Here is a 19,021-nt window from a genome sequence, read left to right as displayed (position 1 = left end):
CCTGCGGCTGGGTCACCGCAGCCGGTGGGCCGAACTCGACCACACCGAGATCGCCTGGGGACCGCGGCCGACCGTCGTCACCGTCCTGGCACGATGCCGGCGTCGTAGGCCCGGACGATGGCGCCGGCCCGGTCCCGGACGCCGAGTTTGAGGAAGATCGCCGAGACGTGCCCCTTCACGGTCCGCTCGCTCAGGTGCAGCGAAGCCGCGATCTCGACGTTGTTCGCGCCCGACGCCACCAGGCGGAGCACCTCCAGCTCGCGGCCGGTCAGCGCCGCCACCGAGGAGGCCGGCCGGCCGGCGCGGCGGCCCCGGACCAGCGCCAGCACCCGAGCGGCAACCTGTGGGTCGAACCACGAGCCGCCCCGGGCGGTGACCCGGATCGCGCCGACCAGTTCCGCCGCCGGCGCGTCCTTCAGCACGAAACCCGCCGCGCCGGCCTCGATGACACCCCAGAGCACCTCGTCGTCACCGAACGTGGTCAGCGCCAGCACCGGCGGTGCACCCTCCACGCCGGCCAACCGCCGGGTCGCCTCGATCCCGTCCAGCACCGGCATCCGGATGTCCATCAGCACGACGTCCGGGGCCAGCCGACCCGCGAGGTCGACACCGGCCCGGCCGTCGGCCGCCTCGCCGACGATCGCGAGGTCATCGTGGGCCGACAGGATCAGCCGCAGCCCCGCCCGGACGAGTTCCTGGTCGTCGACGAGTACGATCCGGATCACCCGGGCACCTCCGCGCCGGTACGCCGCACCGGCAGTGACGCCTCGACCAGCCAACCGTCGCCGTCCGGTCCGGCCGACACGGTGCCGCCGAGCGCCTCGACGCGCTGGCGCATGCCGGCCAGCCCGGTGCCGCCGCCCCGACCGCTCGGGGTGGGGATCCGGGCCGGAGCACCGTTGCGTACCGACACCGCGAGGCGGTCCGGGTGCCGGACGATCCGGACCACCGCCTCGGCCCCCGGGGCGTGGTGCCGGACGTTGCTGACCGCCTCCTGCACGATCCGGAACGCGGCGAGCCCGGTGTAGGTGTCGACCGACCCGAGGTCGCCGACCAGCTCGGTGCGGACCGGCAGACCGGCCTCGGCCACGCCCCGGACGAGGTCGACGATGTCCGCCGCACCGGGCAGCGGCAGTTGCGCCCCACCACCCTCGGCGGGATCGCGCAGCAGGCCGACAATCGCCCGTACGGACTGGAGACTGTCCCGGCCGACCTGCTCGGCCCGGTCCAGCGCCTCGGCCGCCGCCGCCGGGTCGCGGTCCAGCACCTGGCGGGCGCCGACCAGGTTGAGCAGCACGACGGTGAGCCCGTGCCCGACCGCGTCGTGCACGTCGTGCGCGATCCGGCGGCGCTCGGCCGCGGCGGCGGCGACGTCGAGTCGGGCCTGCGCCTCGGTCAGTGCGGCGACAAGCTGCCGCTCCCGCCGGAGGATGCGGCCGATCAACCAGGTGAACAGCGTCCCGGTGCCGAAGAAGACGACGGCGGGATAGTCCTCCCGCCACTCACCGTCGACCGCGACCAGCACCACCGGCACGGCGGCCGCGCCGACCGCGGCCACCGTCTCGGCCGGCCACGACCGGCCCATCGCCGCCAGCCAGGCCACCGCGAGCATGGCCAGGAAGATGGCGCCCGGCGCGTCGTACCAGAAGGTCACCAGCGCCGGTACGCCGACGCCGAGCGCCGCCATCGGCCACGGCCCGACCCGAACCTGGCCGGCCAGCAGTGCCCAGGGCAGCAGGGCGACGACGAGCGTGCCGACCAGGCCGACGGTGATGTCGGTGGTCAGGAAGACGAGCAGCGCCGCCGCCAGGGCCGCGAGCGGAAAGGCCAGGCCGGTGGTGAACGAACCGCCCCAGGCCCGCAGCCCCGTCTGCTCCACGCCCGCAGACTACCGCCGGGCCGGGTCGGTCGACCCCGTCCCCGGGTACGCCCCGACCCGGTCTCCGGTACGGGTCCGGACCCGGCCCGGGCCCGTACGGAAGCGTTCGCCGGTCCGATGTGGCCGGACGGGTCCGGAACAGACCATGGCGGGCAGCCCCTTCCCGCCACCCCAGGAGATCGCCGTGTTCCGCAGAATTGGTCACTTCGTCGTCCACCGCCGCCGGCTGGTGCTGGCCCTGACCGTCCTCTTCGTCGTCGCCGCCGGTGCGGCCGGATCGGGCGTCTTCGGCCAACTCGGCGGGGGCGGCTTCGCGGACCCGGACGCAGAGTCGACCCGGGCCGAAGCCTTCCTGGCCGAGGTCGGCGCGCCCCGACCCGAGTTGGTCCTGCTGGTCGAGGCCGCCGACGGCGCCGGGGTGGACGACCCGGCGGTGACGGCGGCCGGCACGGCGCTGACCCGGGAACTCGCCGACGGTCCCGGTGTGCTCGGGATCAGCTCGTACTGGTCGACGGGCGGGCAGCCGGCGCTCCGCTCGACCGACGGCAGCGCGGCGCTCGTCGTGGTCGACCTGGCCGGCGACGAGGAGCAGGTCGAGGCGGCCGCGGCCGGCATCGCGGCGGAGTACGCCGGAGGTCGCGGTCCGCTCACCGTCCGGGTGGGCGGCGGGTACGCGATCGACGAGGCCATCGGCGAGCAGCTCGACAGCGACCTGGTCCGGGCCGAACTGATCGCGGTCCCGGTGACACTGCTCCTGCTGCTGTTCGTCTTCGGCGGGATCGTGGCGGCGACCCTGCCGCTGGCCGTCTCGGTGGTCGCGGTGCTCGGCGCGCTCCTCGCGCTGTCCGGCGTCGCGCGCTTCACCGACGTCTCGGTCTATTCGATCAATCTGATGACCGGGCTCGGGTTCGGGCTGGCGATCGACTACTCGCTGTTCATCCTGAGCCGGTTCCGCGAGGAGTTGGCCGCCGGCAGGCCGACGGACGAGGCGGTGGTGCGGACCGTGCGGACCGCCGGCCGCACGGTGGCGTTCTCGGCGCTCACCGTGGCCGTCTCGCTCTCGGCGCTACTGGTCTTTCCGCTGTCCTTCCTGCGCTCGTTCGCCTACTCCGGGATCGCGGTGGTGCTCTGCGCCGCGGCGGGGGCCCTGCTGACCCTGCCGGCCCTGCTGGCGACCCTCGGCCCGAGGGTGAACGCCGGGTCGCTGCGGTCGCGCCGGCGTACGGCCCGGCTCACCGGTGGGCCGGGCGGCAAGGCCGGGCGGCCGGCCGGGCCGGGCTTCTGGTACCGGCTCGCCGGTGCGGTGATGCGCCGGCCGGTACCGGTGGCGACCGGAGCCGTCGTCTTCCTGCTGGCGCTCGGCATCCCGTTCCTCGGCGTCGACCCGGGACTGCCGTCGCACCAGGCGCTGCCGCCGTCCAACGAGGCCCGGCAGGTCGTCGAGGCGATCGAGAGCGGGTTCGCCGGCAACCGGACCGAGGAGTTCGGGATCGCCCTGCCCGGCGTCGACGCCGACGGCGCGGACGCCGAGGCGGTGGCGGCCTTCGCCGGCCAGGTCGGCGCGGTCGACGGGGTCGCCGACGTGACGCCGCGCGCGGCCCCGGGCGGCGCCTGGCTCAGCGTGGTGCCCTCCGTCGTACTGCGCTCCGCCGAGGGCGAGCGGCTCGTCGGGGAGATCCGGGCGCTGGATCCGCCCTTCGACTTCCGCGTCGGCGGCGACGCAGCGGAACTCGTGGACGCCAAGGCCGCCATCGGGGACCGGCTGCCGCTGGCGCTGGCGCTCATCGCGACGACCACCGCGATACTGCTCTTCGCCGTGTTCGGCAGCATCCTCGTCCCGGTCAAGGCGATCCTGCTGAACCTGCTGTCCCTGACGGCGACCTTCGGCGCGATGGTCTGGATCTTCCAGGAGGGGCATCTCTCCGGGATCCTCGGCTTCACCGCGACCGGCCAGCTCGACGTGTCGATGCCCATCCTGATGTTCTGCGTCGCCTTCGGCCTGTCGATGGACTACGAGGTCTTCCTGCTCTCCCGGATCAGGGAGGAGTACCTGCGCACCGGCGACAACAGGCAGGCGATCGCCACCGGGCTGGCCCGGACCGGTCGGCTGATCACGGCGGCGGCGGTACTGCTGGCCGTCTCGTTCGCCGCGTTCGGGATCAGCGGCATGAGCTTCCTGAAGCTGATGGGGCTCGGCCTGGCCCTGGCGATCCTGATGGACGCCACCGTCATCCGTGGGCTGCTGGTGCCGGCCGTCATGGCACTCGCCGGTAGGGCCAACTGGTGGGCGCCCGCCCCGCTCAGGCGGCTCCACCAGCGCTGGCACCTTCAGGAGAACTGACCGGCGGCGGCCCGGCCCCGGGCGCCGAGCCGGCGGTTGCGGTCCGGCCGACGGCGGCCCCGTCCCGGCCGTCGCCCAGAGTTCCCCAACCGTCAGAGGGCTCGTCTTCCCGGCCGGCAGGCCCGTCTCCCGCGTCGGCGTGTCCGGGCCGGCCGTCGGCGGGTGGGCGGGCGGCCGGCACCAGCAGGAGCGCGGGCAGCAGGATCAGCGGCACGACCAGCAGGGCCCGGAGGCTGCCGACCCGGTCGCCGAGCAACCCGACCAGGGGCGGCCCGGCGAGGAAGGCGGTGTAGCCGATCGCCGCCACCACGCTGACCCGGGCGGCGGCCCGGTCCTCCTGGTCGGCCGCCGCGCTCATCCCGATCGGAAAGCCGAGCGAGGTGCCGAGCCCCCACAGGACCACCCCGGCCATCGCCAGCGGCCACGGGCTGGCCAGTACCGCCACCGTGGCGCCGATCGCGGCCAACGTGGTGGTGCAGAGGAGCACCGGTACCCGGCCCCAGCGGTCCAGTGCGATCGTGCCGGCGGTACGGCCGACCGTCATCGCGGCGACGAAGACCCCGAAGGCCAGCGCGCCGACGGCGTCGGATACCCGGTGGCCGTCCACGAAGGCCAGCGCCAGCCAGTCGTTGGCGGTCCCCTCGGTGAAGGCCATCACCAGCACCAACAGGCCGATCAGCAGGGTACGGGGCTCCCGCCAGGCGGCCAGTGCACCGCCGCCCCGGGCCCGGCCGCTCTTCCCGTCGGCCGGCCGAGGGTCGCGATCCGGCAGGAACGACCGGACCGCGGGTAGCGTACCGGCGACCATCGCCACGGCGGCCAGCCCGAGATGCAGCCCGATCGGCACGCCGAGCCGGGCGCTGCCGGCTCCGGCGACCGCCCCGGCCACGGTGCCGAGGCTCCAGGCGGCGTGGAACCGGGGCATCACGGTACGGCCGAGCCGCCGTTCGACGGCCGCCGCCTCGACGTTCATGGCGACCTCGCAGGTGCCGGAGCCGCACCCGACGGCGAAGAGTCCGACCGCGACGGCCGGTACGGCGTGCCAGCTCCCGGCCGCGACTCCGGCCAGCGCCAGTCCGAGCGCGGCCAGCCCGGTCGCGGCGGCCACCACGCGGGCGGCGCCGAACCGCTGCGCCAGGGCCCCGGCGGTCGGCAGTGCCAGCAGGGCACCCGCGGAGAGCGCCAGCAGCAGCAGGCCCAACCGCCCCGGGGTGAGCCCGAGCGCGTCCCGGGCCGCCGGCACCCGGGCGAACCAGGAGGCGACGGCGAGCCCGTTGAGCCCGAAGACCACGGCGACGCCGGTCCGGGCGGCCAGGACCTGCCGGGGTACGACCGGTGGCCGGTGCGTATCGGTGGATGCGTTCACCTGCTGCTCCTCCGCTTCCTCGACGGCCAGCCTCTTCGCCGGCCCCGGCCGATCGGGTGAGCCACCGGGTGGCCCTGCCACCCGTGCGGTCCGTCGGTCGGCGGCTGGAGGTCGAGCCGTCCGCCGCGCTGCGCGGATCGAACCCGCCGCGCTGTCGCGATTGGATGTCTAGGTGATCGCACCCCTGGGAGCGCTCTCGACGCAACCCGACGACAACAAGACCTCGGGACTCGGCATTGCCCGGCGGCAGTGCTGCGAGCGCGTCCGCCGGTCGACCCGCCGCCGGGCACCGGCTCGCCGATCTTGCGTCGCGGGTGCATGATTTTCCCATGGCTCAGCCCGGTCGTCGCGTCTCCGCAGCACCATGCCCCGGTCAGGTCCGCTCCGGGGAGCTGGCGTGACCGGCGGGCCACCGCGGCGGGCCACCCTGGAGGACGTGGCCCGGGTGGCCGGGGTCTCCCGGTCGACGGCCTCCCGGGTCATCGCCGGATACGGCGCCGCTTCCGCGACCGCCCGGGACCGGGTCGTCGCGGCCGCCGCGCAGCTCGGCTACGCGCCCGACCCGGCGGCCCGGGCCCTGGCCACCGGTGCCGGGGTACGCCTGGTCGTGGCCGTCGCCGGCGCGGTGCCGACGGTGCTGCACGACCCGTACGTCGACCGGGTGGTGCGGGCCGCGGCCGAGGTCTGCGCGCCCCGGGAGGTCGGGGTCTCCCTGGAGTGGCTGCCGCTGCACGCACCCGCCCGGCTACGGCGGTTGGCGGAGGACCGCAGCGTCCGCGGGGTACTCGTGGTCAACACCACCGAACTGATCCTGGAGGCGGTGCCGACCGCACTACAGGGCCGGACGGTGTCGATCGGCATCGGCTCCCGGACCGTACCGTCCTTCGACGTCGACAACGCCGGTGCGGCCCGTACCATCTTCGGACACCTGATCGCCTCGGGCCGGCGCCGGATCGCGATGATCACCGGCTCGGACTGGATGCCCTGCAGCCGTCGACCGGTCGCCGCCTACCGGGAGGTGACGTGGGCGGCGGGGCTGCCGATCCGGTTGGTGCCGGGCGACTTCACCGCCACCGGCGGCGAGGCCGCGATGCTGACGATCCTGGAGCGCTGGCCGGACACCGACGCGGTCTTCGCGAACAGCGACGCCATGGCGCTCGGTGCGCTGGCGGCGCTGCGGCGGCGCGGGATCGACGTGCCGGGGGACATCGCCGTGGCCGGCTTCGACGACGTGCCGTTCGCCGCGCTGAGCGCGCCGGCCCTGACCACCGCGAGCCATCCGGTCGAGCAGATCGCCACGGCGGCCGCGACTGCGGTACTCGAGCGGGCCTGGGTGCCGCCGGCCACCGCATACCCCTCCGAGCTGATCCTCCGGGAGAGCGCCTGACGCTCGTCCTTCGGGGAAGCTGCTGCCGCTGATCGTCGAGGAGTGTGCCTGAGGCTCATCCTCCGCCGGTGGGAGGAGCGGGTCACAGGGGGTTGCGCACTGTGCCTTAGGGCAGGCTAACCTAACCGCACGACGTCGCCCTCCCCTGCACCCGATCGCACCCGAGACGACTGGAGAACCATGTCTGCGCACCTCGTGACCCGGCGCGGCTTCCTGTGCGGTGTCGGCGCCACCGGCGTACTGCTCGGACTGGCCGCCTGCGGTGACGCCGGCTCCCCGGGCGGCGGCGCCTCCGGCGGCACCTCGCCGTTCCGCTACACCGACGGGCGGGGCCGGACCGTCGAGCTGGCCAGCCGGCCGACCAGGGTGGTCGCGCAGAGCAGTGCCGCCGCCGCGCTCTGGGACGCCGGCTTCCGGGTGACCGGGGCGTACGGAGAGCTGAGCACCACCGACGGGAAGCTCAACTACCAGGCCGGGAACATCGAACTGGACAAGCTCGACGTCATCGGCAGGACCTGGGGCGAGTTCAACCTGGAGCGGTACGCCGCGCTGCGCCCGGAACTCCTGGTCGACCTCTCCTTCGACGACAAGACCCTCTGGTACGTCCCGCAGGCCAGTGTCGACGAGGTCGACGCCCTGGCCCCGTCGATCGGCATGAAGATGCCCGGCCTCGACCTGCCGCAGATCATCGACGGCTTCATGCGGCTCGCCGCGCAGCTCGGCGCCGACCCGGAGGCCGGGCCGGTGCGGGCGGCCCGGGCGGACTTCGAGGCGGCGGTCGCCGAGGTGAAGGCGGCGATCGCGGCAAAGCCCGGACTGCGGGTACTCGCCGTCTCCCGCGACGCGGAGAAGTTCTACATCGCCGACCCGAAGGCCCACCCGGATCTCAAGCACCTGGCGGCACTGGGGATGACGTTCGTGCTGCCGTCGGCGCAACTCGGACCCGGCGAGTACTTCCAGGAGATCAGCTGGGAGCAGATCGGCAGCTTCCCCGCCGACGTCGTCATTTACGACGGTCGGGAGGTGACCAGCGTGGCGGGCAAGGCCGAGAAGATCCCCACCTGGACCAACCTGCCGGCGGTGAGGGCCGGTCAGGTCTACCCGTGGAAGCCGGCCGCCCCGTACAGCTACCTGGCCAGCGCGCCCATCTATCGGGACGTGGCGGGCTGGCTCGGCAAGGCGAAGCCACTGGGCTGAGCCGCACCGGAAGCGACAAGCGGCATCCGGATCGGAATCGGGATCCAGTTTCAAGTTGCATACATTGCAATGTCCGCATATGTTGTCCCCATCGGCGTCGACGGCGGGAGGCTGGGCAGATGGGCGCGGGCCACGACCACGGCGGCCAGGCGATGCGGGCCGGCGAGCGCCATCGCAGACCGCTCTGGGCAGCAGTAGCCGTACTCGGCACCGTCCTGCTGCTGGAGGCCGGGGCGGCGTGGTGGACCGGCTCGCTGGCGCTGCTCTCCGACGCCGGGCACATGTTCACCGACGTGCTCGGCATCGGCCTGGCCCTGGCCGCGATCACCGCCGCCAGCCGGGCCGCCCGACACGCCCAGCGCACCTTCGGGCTCTACCGGCTCGAAGTGCTCGCCGCGCTGGCCAACGCGGTGCTGCTCTCCGGTGTGGCGATCTTCGTGATCGTCGAGGCGGTACGCCGGTTCGACGACCCGCCGGAGGTGCTGGCCGGGCCGATGCTGGTGGTCGCGATCGTCGGCCTCGCCGCCAACGTCGTGGCGTTCCTGCTGCTGCGCGCCGGCGCCAAGGAGAGTCTCAACGTCCGGGGCGCCTATCTGGAGGTGCTCGGCGACCTGCTCGGCTCGGTCGGGGTGATCGTCGCCGCCATTGTCATCGCCACCACCGGCTGGCGCCACGCCGACCTGGTCGTCGCGGTCGCCGTCGGCCTGTTCATCCTGCCCCGCACCTGGCAACTGGCCCGGGTCGCGGTACGGGTCCTGGTGCAGGCCGCGCCGCCGCACATCGACGTCGCCGCCGTGGCGACCAGCCTGACCGGCGTACCCGGGGTCGCCGGAGTGCACGACCTGCACGTCTGGACCCTGACCTCCGGGATGGACGTCGCCTCCGCACACCTCGCGCTGGCCCCCGGCGCCGACGTCGCCCCGGTACTCGCCGCCGCGCGGGCCCGGCTGCACGACGGCTTCGGCATCGACCACTGCACCCTGCAGATCGAGCCGCCCACCACACACCAGGTGTGCCAGGACGCCGACTGGTGACGACGGCCGGTCAAGCCCCCGGTGACCGACCTACCACCGGGCCGCCGTGGCACGCGGCGGCGCCGCCGGCGCTCAGCCGGGCTGCCGGAGTGGTGCGGTGCTCTCCCGTACGACCAGCTCGGTGACGAGGTCGATCCGGGTGGTCGACAGTTCCACCCCCCGGGCCAGGTCGAGCAGCATCTGCGTGGCGGTGCCGGCCATGTCCCGCAGCGGCTGGTTGACGGTGGTGAGGGCCGGGCCGACCCAGGAGGCCACCGGCAGGTCGTCGTAGCCGATCACCGAGAGGTCCGCCGGCACGTCCAGGCCGAGCTGCCGGGCGGCCCGGAGCACCCCCAGCGCCTGCATGTCGGAGCCGGCGAAGACCGCCGTTGGCCGGTCGGGCCGGGTCAGCAGCTCCAGCCCGTGCTGATAGCCGGCGTGCGCGGCGAACATGCCGTACCGGACCAGCTCGGGGTCGACCGGGATCCCGGCCTCGTCGTGCGCGGAGCGGAAACCGGCGGCCCGGGCCCGGCTGCACAGCACGTCCTCCGGGCCGGAGATGCAGGCGACCCGGCGGTGGCCCAGCTCCAGCAGGTGCCGGGTGGCGAGCAGTCCACCGTTCCAGTTGTTGGAGCCGACCGTCGGCACCGAGGCCGAGGTTGCGCTGTCGGTGTCGACCACCACCAGCGGAATCGACCGGCGCTGGAGCTGCTGCCGCTGCGGCTCGGTCAGGTGGCAGAGCACCAGCAGTACGCCGAGCGGCCGCCGCAGCAGCACCCCCTCCAACCACTGCTGTGAGGGCCGGTGCTCGCCACCCAACTGGGAGAGCACCACGTCGACCTTGGCAGCGTCGGTCACCGCGTGTACCCCGTGAATGATCTCCGTCGCCCAGCCCGAGTCGAGCTGGTGGAAGACCAGGTCGATCTGCTCCACCTCGGTCGGTTGGCGCTTCGCGCGACGCCGGTACCGGTGCCGTTCGAGACTGGCCTCGACCCGGGCCCGGGTATCGGGCGCCACGTCCGAACGGCCGTTGAGGACCTTGGAGACGGTCGTCAGGGAGACCCCGACCTCGTCGGCGATGGTCGCGATCGTCGCGGCACCAGTACTGACGATCCGCCGGGACCTCGTCATCGACAGCCTCCCGCAACTATCCGAAACTTTCGGTGCGAAACCCTAACACCGGGCGGACCGACCACGGTTCGATCTTGCGGTGGCATCCGGTTGACCGTCCGGACCGCTCTACGCACGATATGCGATGAGGTCACGGATCCAGCAGTTCAGCCACCCTTGACACATCTTCGCCACGACGCATAGGTTCCCCCGCACAGGTAACGCGGATATTGCCGAAAGTTTCGAAGACTCGCCGGCCTGACCAGCCCGCTGTCCGGATCGGACGGTGCCACGGTCGGCCCGAAGGGGTGGCATGAAGAGCCAGTTGCCCGTGGCCGCGGGCGCCACGACGGACATCGCCGCGCCATGGCGCGATCCGCGACTCTCCGCCGCCGAGCGGGCCGAGGCACTCATCCCGCTCATGTCGCTGGAGGAGAAGGTCGCCCAACTGGTCGGGGTCTGGGTCGGCGCCGACGCCTCCGGCGAGGGGGTCGCCCCACACCAGTTCGAGATGATGGACGACGCGCCGCAGTGGGACGTCGTCATCCGGCACGGGCTCGGCCAGCTCACCCGCCCGTTCGGCACCGCGCCGGTCGACCCGGTCGCCGGCGCGCGTTCGCTGGCGGCCTCCCAGGCCCAGATCGTCGCGGCGAGCCGGTTCGGCATTCCGGCCCAGGTCCACGAGGAGTGCCTCACCGGCTTCGCCGCCTGGCGGGCCACCGTCTATCCCGCGCCGCTGAGCTGGGGAGCCTCCTTCGACCCGGAACTGGTCGAGGAGGCGGCAGGCCGGATCGCCCGCTCCATGCGCGCGGCCGGGGTGCACCAGGGCCTGGCCCCGGTGCTGGACGTGACCCGCGACTACCGGTGGGGCCGGACCGAGGAGACCATCGGCGAGGACCCGTACCTGGTCGGCACGATCGGCGCGGCGTACGTGCGGGGCCTGGAGGCCGGCGGCGTCGTCGCCACCCTGAAGCACTTCGCCGGCTACTCGGCATCCCGGGGTGGCCGCAACCTCGCCCCGGTGCCGATGGGGCGCCGGGAACTGGCCGACGTCATCCTGCCGCCGTTCGAGATGGCCCTGCGCCTCGGTGGCGCCCGATCGGTGATGAACTCCTACGCCGAGATCGACGGCGTACCGGTCGCCGCCGACGAGAGCCTGCTGACCGGCCTGCTCCGCGACGAGTGGGGCTTCACCGGCACGGTGGTCGGCGACTACTTCGCGGTCCGGTTCCTCCAGACCCTGCACCGGGTCGCCGCCGGGCCCGGCGACGCCGCCCGGCTCGCGCTGCGGGCCGGGATCGACGTCGAACTGCCCACTGTGGACGCCTTCGGCGCCCCGCTGGTCGAGGCGGTCCACGCGGGCGCGGTCGACGAGGCGCTGGTCGACCGGGCCCTGCACCGGGTACTCGCGCAGAAGGCCGAACTCGGCCTGCTCGACGAGGACTGGCGGCCGATGCCCGACGACGTCGAGCGGCTGCGCCTGGACGACGAGGTCAGCCAGGACGTCTCGCTCCGACTGGCCCGGGAGTCCGTCGTCCTGCTCCGCAACAGCGACGGCGTGCTGCCGCTGGCCCCGGAGCAACGGGTGGCGCTGGTCGGCCCGCTCGCCGACGACCCGATCGGCATGCTCGGCTGCTACACCTTCCCCGCCCACGTCGGGGTGCGGCATCCCGAGCACGGGCTCGGAGTGGAGATCCCCTCGCTGCGCGACGCCCTGTGCCAGTCCCACCCCGGGCTGCGGTACGCGCCGGGCTGCGACATCACCGGCGACGACACCTCCGGCTTCGCCGAGGCGGTGGCCGCCGCGCGGGAGTCCGACGTCTGCGTACTCGCGGTCGGTGACCGGGCCGGCCTGTTCGGTCGGGGGACCTCCGGCGAGGGATGTGACGCCGTCGACCTGCGACTGCCGGGCGTACAGGCCGAGCTGGTGGCGGCGGTACTCGGCACCGGTACCCCGGTGGTGCTGGTGCTGCTGGCCGGCCGCCCGTACGCGCTCGGCGACGAGTTCGATCCGGCCGCCGCCGTCGTGGCGGGCTTCTTCCCCGGTCAGCGGGGCGGGCAGGCGCTCGCCGAGGTGCTCACCGGCGCGGTGAACCCGTCCGGGCGGCTGCCGGTGAGCGTGCCCCGGGACGCCGGTGGGCTGCCCGCCAGCTATCTCGCCCCGCCGCTGGGCCACCGCTCCGAGGTGTCGTCGGTCGACCCGACCCCGGCGTTCCCGTTCGGGCACGGACGCAGCTACACGACGTTCGAGTGGGGTACCCCGGAGGTCGTCGGACCGGACGGGCGGCCGGAGGCCGACCCGGACCTGGTCACCGACTGGCCGGTCGACGGCGAGGTGACCGTCCGGGTCGCGGTCCGCAACACCGGCTCCCGGGCCGGCACCGAGGTGGTGCAGCTCTACCTGCACGATCCCGTCGCGCAGACCACCCGACCGGTGGTCCGGCTGGTCGGCTACACCCGGGTCCCGCTGGAGGCCGGCCAGGCGGCGTACGCGACGTTCACGGTCCCGGCCGACGTCACCTCGTTCACCGGACTGCACGGCCGGCGGATCGTCGAGCCGGGCGACGTGGAGCTGCGGTTCGGCCGCTCCAGCGGTGACCAGGCGGCGCCGATCCGGCTCCGCCTCACCGGCGCCGAACGCGAGGTCGGCCACCGGCGGCAGTTGCTGTCGCCGGCCCGGGTCGAGCCGGTCCCCACGCTCCCGCCCACCGCCGCGGAGGTACGAGGATGAGTGCACCCACGACCGCGGGCCCCCCGCCCGTGACCGTCGAGCCCGACCGGCCGGACCCCGGCGGCACCGGCCGCCGGTCCCGAAAACACCGCCGGACGTGGCGGCAGGCGATCCGCCGGGACTGGCAGCTCTATTCGCTGGCGATCCTGCCGCTGCTGTTCTTCCTGATCTTCCGGTACCTGCCGATGCTCGGCAACGTCATCGCGTTCCGGCGTTTCCAGCCCGGCGGCAACGTCTTCGGCGAGTACTGGGTCGGCCTGCGGTACGTGAAGATGTTCCTCTCCGACCCGACGTTCTGGGAAGTCTTCACCAACACCCTGATCCTGGGCACGCTGACCCTGGTGGTCTGCTTCCCGCTGCCGGTCATCCTGGCGCTGCTGCTCAACGAGGTCCGGACCCGCAAGCTCAAGCGGTTCGTCCAGTCGGTCTCCTACCTGCCGCACTTCCTGTCGATCGTGATCGTGGCCGCGATGGTGATGCAGCTACTCTCCACCGACGGCACGGTGAACCAGCTCGTGCAGGCCACCGGTGGGGACGCCATCCCGTTCCTGCAACGGCCGGAGTGGTTCCGCACCATCTACGTCTCCTCGGAGGTGTGGCAGACGGTCGGCTGGGGCACGATCCTCTACCTCGCCGCGCTGACCACGATCGACGACAACCTCTACGAGGCGGCCCGGATCGACGGTGCCAACCGGTGGCGGCAGACCTGGCACGTCACCCTGCCCGGCATCCGGCCCACGATGGTCACGCTGCTGATCCTCAACATCGGAACGTTCATGGCGGTCGGCTTCGAGAAGATCCTGCTGCTCTACAACCCGTTGACGTACCCGACAGCGGACGTGATCTCCACGTACCTGTTCCGGATGGCGTTCCAGTCCAGCAACTTCAGCTACGCCGCCGCGATCGGACTCTTCGAGGCCCTGATCGGGCTGACCCTGATCCTTTCCGCGAACGCGATCTCCCGTCGCACAGTGGGGACGAGCCTGTGGTGACCGTGGATTCCAGCACCGTCGCGCCCGAAGCCGCCGACCCGGAGCGGGCCGCCGAGCGGCTCGGCCGGCCCCGGCGACGGCGGGGCATCCAGACCACCCGGGGCTACCGGGTGTTCCAGGTGATCAACGCCATCGTGCTGACCGGCGTCGTGGTGGTGACGCTGTATCCGTTCCTCAACATCGTGGCCCGGTCGCTCAGCGACGAGGCGTACATCATCGCCGGCCGGGTCAGCGTGGTGCCGCGCGGCTTCAACATCGACACGTACAAGCTGGTGATGTCGGACTCGCTGTTCTGGACCAACTACCGGAACACGGTGGTCTACACCGTCGTCGCCACGGCCATCGCGATGGTCCTGACCACCTGCTTCGCCTACGTGCTGTCCAAGCACCACCTCAAGGGCCGCACCGTGCTGATCGGCATCGCGGTCTTCACCATGTTCTTCAACGGCGGGCTGATCCCCAACTACGTCCTGATCAGCAGCCTGGGCATGACGAACACCATCTGGGCGATCGTGCTGCCGAACGCGATCAGCGTCTTCAACCTGCTGGTCATGAAGGCGTTCTTCGAGAGCCTGCCGGTGGAGCTGGAGGAGGCCGCCGCCGTCGACGGCCTGAACACGTACGGGATCCTGCTCCGGATCGTGCTACCGCTGTCGAAGGCGGTGATCGCCACGATGATCCTCTTCTACGCCGTCTCCTTCTGGAACTCCTGGTTCTCCGCCTTCCTCTACATGGATCGGCAGGATCTGCTGCCGGTCACCGTCTATCTGCGCAATCTGATCGCCGGAGCCGTCGGCGCGGAGAACGTCGGCGCCATCAACGAGGCGAACGAGGTACAGGCCGAGGCGACGCTCAAGGCCGTGACCATCGTGCTCACCACCCTGCCCATCCTGCTGGTCTACCCCTTCGTCCAGCGGTACTTCGTGTCGGGCGTGATGCTCGGCGCGGTGAAGGGATAGCCCGGCAGGCGGGGGTGAGCCGTCGAACCCACGAACCACCAGCGAAAGGAAGCCCGATGTTCCAACGAGCCCGGCGCCGAGCAGCGGTGGTCGCTGCCGGCGCGCTCACCCTCTCGCTCGTCGCCTGCGGCAGTGGCGACGATGGGGAGTCCGAGGACCTCTCGGAGAACCGCGCCGGCGCAATGGCCGAACTCGGCGTCAACCAGCAGTTCAAGGCGACCGAACCGGTTTCCTTCTCCCTCCTCTACAACAACCACCCGAACTATCCATTAAAGAACGACTGGCTGTTCTGGACGGAGCTGAACAAGCGGACCAACGTCACGATCGAGCCGGTCGCCGTACCGCTGAGCGACTACGAGCAGAAGCGCAGCCTGCTCATCGGCGCCGGCGACGCGCCGATGATCATCCCGAAGACGTACCCGAGCCAGGAGGACACCTTCGTCTCCTCCGGCGCCATCCTGCCGGTCAGCGACTACCTCGACCTGATGCCGAACTTCAAGGACAAGATCGAGAAGTGGAACCTCACTCCTGAGATCAACCAGCGGCGCCAGGCGGACGGCAAGTTCTATCTGCTGCCCGGGCTGCACGAGAAGCCCTGGCACGACTACTCGCTCGCGGTGCGGACCGACATCCTCGCCGAACTGAACCTGGAGATCCCGAAGACCTGGGACGAGCTCTACACCGTACTCAAGGCGATGAAGGCGGCGTACCCGAACACCTTCCCGTTCTCCGACCGGTTCAGCCAGCCCAACCCGGCCGGCAACCTGCTGAACATCCTCGCGGCCTCGTACGGCCTGGAGGGCGCCGGCTGGAACTTCCAGCACGTGAGCTGGGACCCGAACGCCAAGAAGCTCTTCTACACCGCCGCCAGCGACAAGTACAAGGAGATGTTGACCTACCTCAACAAGCTGGTGAAGGAGGGGCTGCTCGACCCGGAGAGCTTCACCCAGACCGACGACAACGCCCGGCAGAAGCTGGCCAACGGCAAGTCGTTCGTGATCAGCAGCAACGCGCAGACGCTGGTCAACGACTACCGCCCGGACCTGGCCAAGACCCTGCCGAAGGCGACGCTGACCAAGATCCCGCTGCCGATCGGCCCGGCCGGCGAGATCAACCCGGCCAGCCGGCTGGAAAACGGGGTCATGATCTCGAAGAAGGCCCGGGAGAGCAAGAACTTCGTCGCCATGATGCAGTTCATCGACTGGCTGTTCTACTCCGACGACGGGCAGACGTTCGCCCGCTGGGGCGTCGAGGGCACCACCTTCGTCAAGGACGCCGCCGGCAAGCCCACCCTGCACTCCGACGTCAACGTCATCGGGCTGCGCCCGAATGCCCCTAAGCACCTGCAGAAGGACTTCGGGTTCTACAACGGCGTCTTCGCCTACGGCGGCAAGCCGGAGCTGGTGCAGTCCTTCTTCTCCCCGGAGGAGCAGGAGTTCCAGAAGGTGATGAACGCCCGTACGCCACGGGCGGTGATGCCGCCGTTCCCGTTCACCGACGAGGAGCGCGAGCAGGTGTCGCTGTGGCAGACACCGCTGAAGGACTTCGTCTACCAGGCGACCCTCCAGTTCATCCTCGGTCAGCGGGACCTCGCCCAGTGGGACGCCTACCTGACCGAGCTGAAGGGCAAGAACATGGACGCCTACATGGACAAGGTGCAGGAGGCGTACGAGCGGTACCAGAAGGAACACGGCTGACCATCCCGGTCCGGTCCTGACTGCGGCGGGCACGACCGGACCGGACGTCGGCGCAGCGGCCCGCCCGCACCGGTGGTGCGGGCGGGCCCGCCCGACCCGGAACAGAGGACCACGATGCACATCCCCGTACCGGAGCGGCCGACCGGGCGGCTGACCGACGCCTGGCGGGCCTGCGTCGGCACCGGCCGCTTCGACCTGGCGCTGCGGCGTGACTACCAGGACTCCCTCGCGCTGGTGCAGCGGGAGATCGGCTTCCGGCACATCCGCGGGCACGGGCTGCTCAGCGACGGTGTCGGCGTCTACCGGCCCTACCAGCACCAGGGCTCGCGCCGGATCCGGCACAACTTCAGCTACGTCGACCAGGTGGTCGACGCCTATCTCGAACTCGGCATCCGGCCCTTCGTCGAGCTGGGCTTCATGCCGGCCGCGCTCGCCTCCGGCGACCAGACCGTCTTCTGGTGGCAGGGCAACGTCACCCCGCCCCGCTCGGAGTCGGAATGGACCGACCTGGTCAAGGCGACCGTCGGGCACCTGGTCGACCGGTACGGCCTCGCCGAGGTACGCCGCTGGCCGATCGAGGTGTGGAACGAGCCGAACCTGGAGCAGTTCTGGCAGGGCGCCGACGAGAAGGCGTACCACCGGCTCTACGAGGTGACCGCGCACGCCGTCAAGGAGGTGGACGCCGACCTCCAGGTGGGCGGGCCGGCCATCTCCCCCGGCGCCGACGAGTGGCTGCCACGCTTCGCCGACTTCGTCGCCGCCCGTGACGTGCCGGTCGACTTCGTCAGCAAGCACGCGTACACCTCCGGGCCGGCCCAGCACGTGCCGTTCGGGGTACACCAGACGCTGGCGCCGGCGTCCCGGCTGCTGGAGCAGTTCGGCACGCCGAGGGAGCTGCTCCGGGACACCGCCCTGGCCGGGCTGCCGGTGCACATCACCGAGTTCAACTCGTCGTACCGGCCGGACAACCCGATCCACGACACGGCGTTCCACGCCGCGTACCTGGCCCCGGTGCTGGCGGGCGGCGGTGAGCTGGTCGACTCCTTCTCGTACTGGACCTTCAGCGACATGTTCGAGGAGGTCGGCATTCCGACCTCGCTTTTCCACGGCGGCTTCGGCCTGCTCACCCACCGCCAGATCAAGAAACCCACCTACCACCTGTACGCCTTCCTGGCCCGGCTCGGTGACCAGGTGCTGGCGCGCGGCACGGACCACCTGGTGACCCGGGACTCCGCCGGCCGGATCGCGGTGCTCGGCTGGGCCCCGGTGGACGTCACCGGGGCGGCACCGGTCGACCGGCATCGGGTGGCACTCTCCGTCCCGGTCGGACCGCCGGGCGCCACCTCCGCCTTCCTGCTCCGCTCGACGGTCAACGAGGAGCTGGGCAACGCCTGGACGGCCTGGTCGGAGATGGGTCGGCCGCGCTCGCCGCGCCCCGGCCAGCTCGACGCGCTGCGGGAGGCGGCCGAGCCGGCCCGCACCCACCGGAGCCTGCCGATCGTGGCCGGCCGGGTCGACCTCGACCTGACCCTGGCCCGGCACGAGGTGACCCTGGTAGAGATCACGGCGGTGGTCGACGAGACCCCGCCGTGGTGGGACGAGGACCGGCTCCTCGGCCTGGCACCGGCGGACCGAACGTCCCGGGAGGAGCCGGAATGAACGACACGAGGCAGGCCGGCAGCCGGTTCGGCACCGGACCGCTGTCCCGGGCCATGGCGCTGGTCTACAGCCTGCTGGTGGTGGAGCTGCTGCTGGTGCTGACCACGCTGCCCGGACTGGTCCCGCTCTTCCTGCTGGACCGGCACGCCAGCAACCTTCCCCTGGTCGCGCTCTGCGCGCTGCCGCTCGGGCCGGCCCTCTCCGCCGCGCTGTACGCGCTGCGCCACCACCGCCCCGACCTGACCGAGCTGAGCCCGGCGACCCTGTTCTGGCGCGGTTACCGGGCCAACGCCCGGGGCGTGCTGGCGATCTGGCTGCCCTGGCTGGCCTGGCTGACCATCGTCGCGCTGAACCTCAGCTACTTCGGCGCCGCCGGCGTACCCGGCTGGTGGCGGGTGCCGCTGCTGCTGGTGGCGCTCGGCGTCACCCTGTGGGGGGTCAACGCCCTGGTGATCACCTCGCTGTTCAGCTTCCGGATCCGGGACGTCGCGCGGCTGGCGATGCACTTCCTCGGGCACACCCCCGGGGTGACCCTCGGCAACGCCTGCCTGCTGGTGGTGGCGGCCGGCGTCATCTGGGTCTCCTCCGAGGCGGTGCTCGGGCTACTCGGTTCGGTGCTGACGCTGGCCCTGCTCCGCAACTGCCGCCCACTGGTCAGCAAGGTCGAAGAGGAGTTCACCGCGTGAGCGA

14 protein-coding genes are annotated in these 19,021 nt (G+C 72.1%); 10 read left to right on the top strand and 4 right to left on the bottom strand.

Features of this window, described 5'->3' with window-relative positions:
* Positions 1 to 77 precede the first annotated feature (77 nt).
* On the bottom strand, positions 78 to 725 hold the full coding sequence (locus AAH979_RS29415) for a response regulator transcription factor (protein ID WP_346261381.1): 648 nt from the start codon (positions 723 to 725) through the stop codon (positions 78 to 80).
* The gene (locus AAH979_RS29410; RefSeq protein ID WP_346261380.1) at positions 722 to 1,879 is read right to left on the bottom strand and encodes a histidine kinase; all 1,158 of its coding nucleotides are present in this window, start codon (positions 1,877 to 1,879) and stop codon (positions 722 to 724) included. The genes AAH979_RS29415 and AAH979_RS29410 overlap by 4 nt, the downstream gene beginning before the upstream one ends.
* A 184-nt stretch (positions 1,880 to 2,063) precedes the next feature.
* Here AAH979_RS29410 and AAH979_RS29405 point away from each other — a divergent pair, with 184 nt between their 5' ends.
* Entirely contained in the window at positions 2,064 to 4,220 is a 2,157-nt protein-coding gene (locus AAH979_RS29405; RefSeq protein WP_346261379.1) for an MMPL family transporter, read from the top strand.
* On the opposite strand, the gene AAH979_RS29400 is transcribed toward AAH979_RS29405, so the two are convergent.
* Positions 4,180 to 5,586: an MFS transporter gene (locus AAH979_RS29400; protein WP_346261378.1), complete on the bottom strand. Its 1,407-nt coding sequence runs from the start codon at positions 5,584 to 5,586 to the stop codon at positions 4,180 to 4,182. The genes AAH979_RS29405 and AAH979_RS29400 overlap by 41 nt on opposite strands.
* A gap of 397 nt (positions 5,587 to 5,983) precedes the next feature.
* On the opposite strand from AAH979_RS29400, the gene AAH979_RS29395 reads away from it, so the two are divergent.
* From AAH979_RS29395 to AAH979_RS29385, 3 genes are all read left to right on the top strand, one after another.
* Positions 5,984 to 6,973, top strand: a complete 990-nt coding sequence (locus tag AAH979_RS29395; RefSeq protein ID WP_346261377.1) for a LacI family DNA-binding transcriptional regulator — start codon at positions 5,984 to 5,986, stop codon at positions 6,971 to 6,973.
* A 180-nt stretch (positions 6,974 to 7,153) separates the two neighbouring features.
* Positions 7,154 to 8,170 (top strand): ABC transporter substrate-binding protein, encoded by a 1,017-nt coding sequence (locus AAH979_RS29390; protein ID WP_346261376.1) that lies wholly within the window; start codon positions 7,154 to 7,156, stop codon positions 8,168 to 8,170.
* 119 nt (positions 8,171 to 8,289) lie between these two features.
* A complete protein-coding gene (locus AAH979_RS29385; RefSeq protein ID WP_346261375.1) occupies positions 8,290 to 9,204 on the top strand; it encodes a cation diffusion facilitator family transporter in 915 nt (304 codons plus the stop codon).
* A gap of 72 nt (positions 9,205 to 9,276) precedes the next feature.
* Here AAH979_RS29385 and AAH979_RS29380 read toward each other — a convergent pair whose 3' ends face one another.
* Positions 9,277 to 10,314 (bottom strand): LacI family DNA-binding transcriptional regulator, encoded by a 1,038-nt coding sequence (locus tag AAH979_RS29380; protein WP_346261374.1) that lies wholly within the window; start codon positions 10,312 to 10,314, stop codon positions 9,277 to 9,279.
* 292 nt (positions 10,315 to 10,606) lie between these two features.
* Here AAH979_RS29380 and AAH979_RS29375 point away from each other — a divergent pair, with 292 nt between their 5' ends.
* From AAH979_RS29375 to AAH979_RS29350, 6 genes are all read left to right on the top strand, one after another.
* The gene (locus tag AAH979_RS29375; RefSeq protein WP_346261373.1) at positions 10,607 to 13,024 is read left to right on the top strand and encodes a glycoside hydrolase family 3 N-terminal domain-containing protein; all 2,418 of its coding nucleotides are present in this window, start codon (positions 10,607 to 10,609) and stop codon (positions 13,022 to 13,024) included.
* A complete protein-coding gene (locus tag AAH979_RS29370) occupies positions 13,021 to 14,016 on the top strand; it encodes an ABC transporter permease subunit (RefSeq protein WP_346261372.1) in 996 nt (331 codons plus the stop codon). Before AAH979_RS29375 ends, AAH979_RS29370 begins: the two co-directional genes overlap by 4 nt.
* The gene (locus AAH979_RS29365; protein WP_346261371.1) at positions 14,013 to 14,975 is read left to right on the top strand and encodes a carbohydrate ABC transporter permease; all 963 of its coding nucleotides are present in this window, start codon (positions 14,013 to 14,015) and stop codon (positions 14,973 to 14,975) included. Before AAH979_RS29370 ends, AAH979_RS29365 begins: the two co-directional genes overlap by 4 nt.
* Before the next feature lie 56 nt (positions 14,976 to 15,031).
* Positions 15,032 to 16,672, top strand: coding sequence for an extracellular solute-binding protein (locus AAH979_RS29360; RefSeq protein ID WP_346261370.1), 1,641 nt, complete (start codon positions 15,032 to 15,034; stop codon positions 16,670 to 16,672).
* A gap of 114 nt (positions 16,673 to 16,786) precedes the next feature.
* Entirely contained in the window at positions 16,787 to 18,331 is a 1,545-nt protein-coding gene (locus AAH979_RS29355) for a xylan 1,4-beta-xylosidase (protein ID WP_346261369.1), read from the top strand.
* Entirely contained in the window at positions 18,328 to 19,017 is a 690-nt protein-coding gene (locus AAH979_RS29350; RefSeq protein ID WP_346261368.1) for a hypothetical protein, read from the top strand. The genes AAH979_RS29355 and AAH979_RS29350 overlap by 4 nt, the downstream gene beginning before the upstream one ends.
* The last annotated feature ends 4 nt before the right edge of the window (positions 19,018 to 19,021 follow it).

Origin of the sequence: Plantactinospora sp. ZYX-F-223, from assembly GCF_039649625.1 — a bacterium.
Lineage (GTDB): Bacteria > Actinomycetota > Actinomycetes > Mycobacteriales > Micromonosporaceae > Plantactinospora.
The sequence above is the reverse complement of the archived record's forward strand: the minus strand, read 5'-3'. Positions and strand labels throughout refer to the sequence as shown.

Bases quoted from the DNA above. Each gene is read 5' to 3' on its own strand.
- AAH979_RS29390 (WP_346261376.1), top strand. From the start codon at position 7,154: ATGTCTGCGCACCTCGTGACCCGGCGCGGCTTCCTGTGCGGTGTCGGC.
- AAH979_RS29385 (WP_346261375.1), top strand. From the start codon at position 8,290: ATGGGCGCGGGCCACGACCACGGCGGCCAGGCGATGCGGGCCGGCGAG.
- AAH979_RS29380 (WP_346261374.1), bottom strand. From the start codon at position 10,314: ATGACGAGGTCCCGGCGGATCGTCAGTACTGGTGCCGCGACGATCGCG.
- AAH979_RS29375 (WP_346261373.1), top strand. From the start codon at position 10,607: ATGAAGAGCCAGTTGCCCGTGGCCGCGGGCGCCACGACGGACATCGCC.
- AAH979_RS29370 (WP_346261372.1), top strand. From the start codon at position 13,021: ATGAGTGCACCCACGACCGCGGGCCCCCCGCCCGTGACCGTCGAGCCC.
- AAH979_RS29360 (WP_346261370.1), top strand. From the start codon at position 15,032: ATGTTCCAACGAGCCCGGCGCCGAGCAGCGGTGGTCGCTGCCGGCGCG.
- AAH979_RS29355 (WP_346261369.1), top strand. From the start codon at position 16,787: ATGCACATCCCCGTACCGGAGCGGCCGACCGGGCGGCTGACCGACGCC.
- AAH979_RS29350 (WP_346261368.1), top strand. From the start codon at position 18,328: ATGAACGACACGAGGCAGGCCGGCAGCCGGTTCGGCACCGGACCGCTG.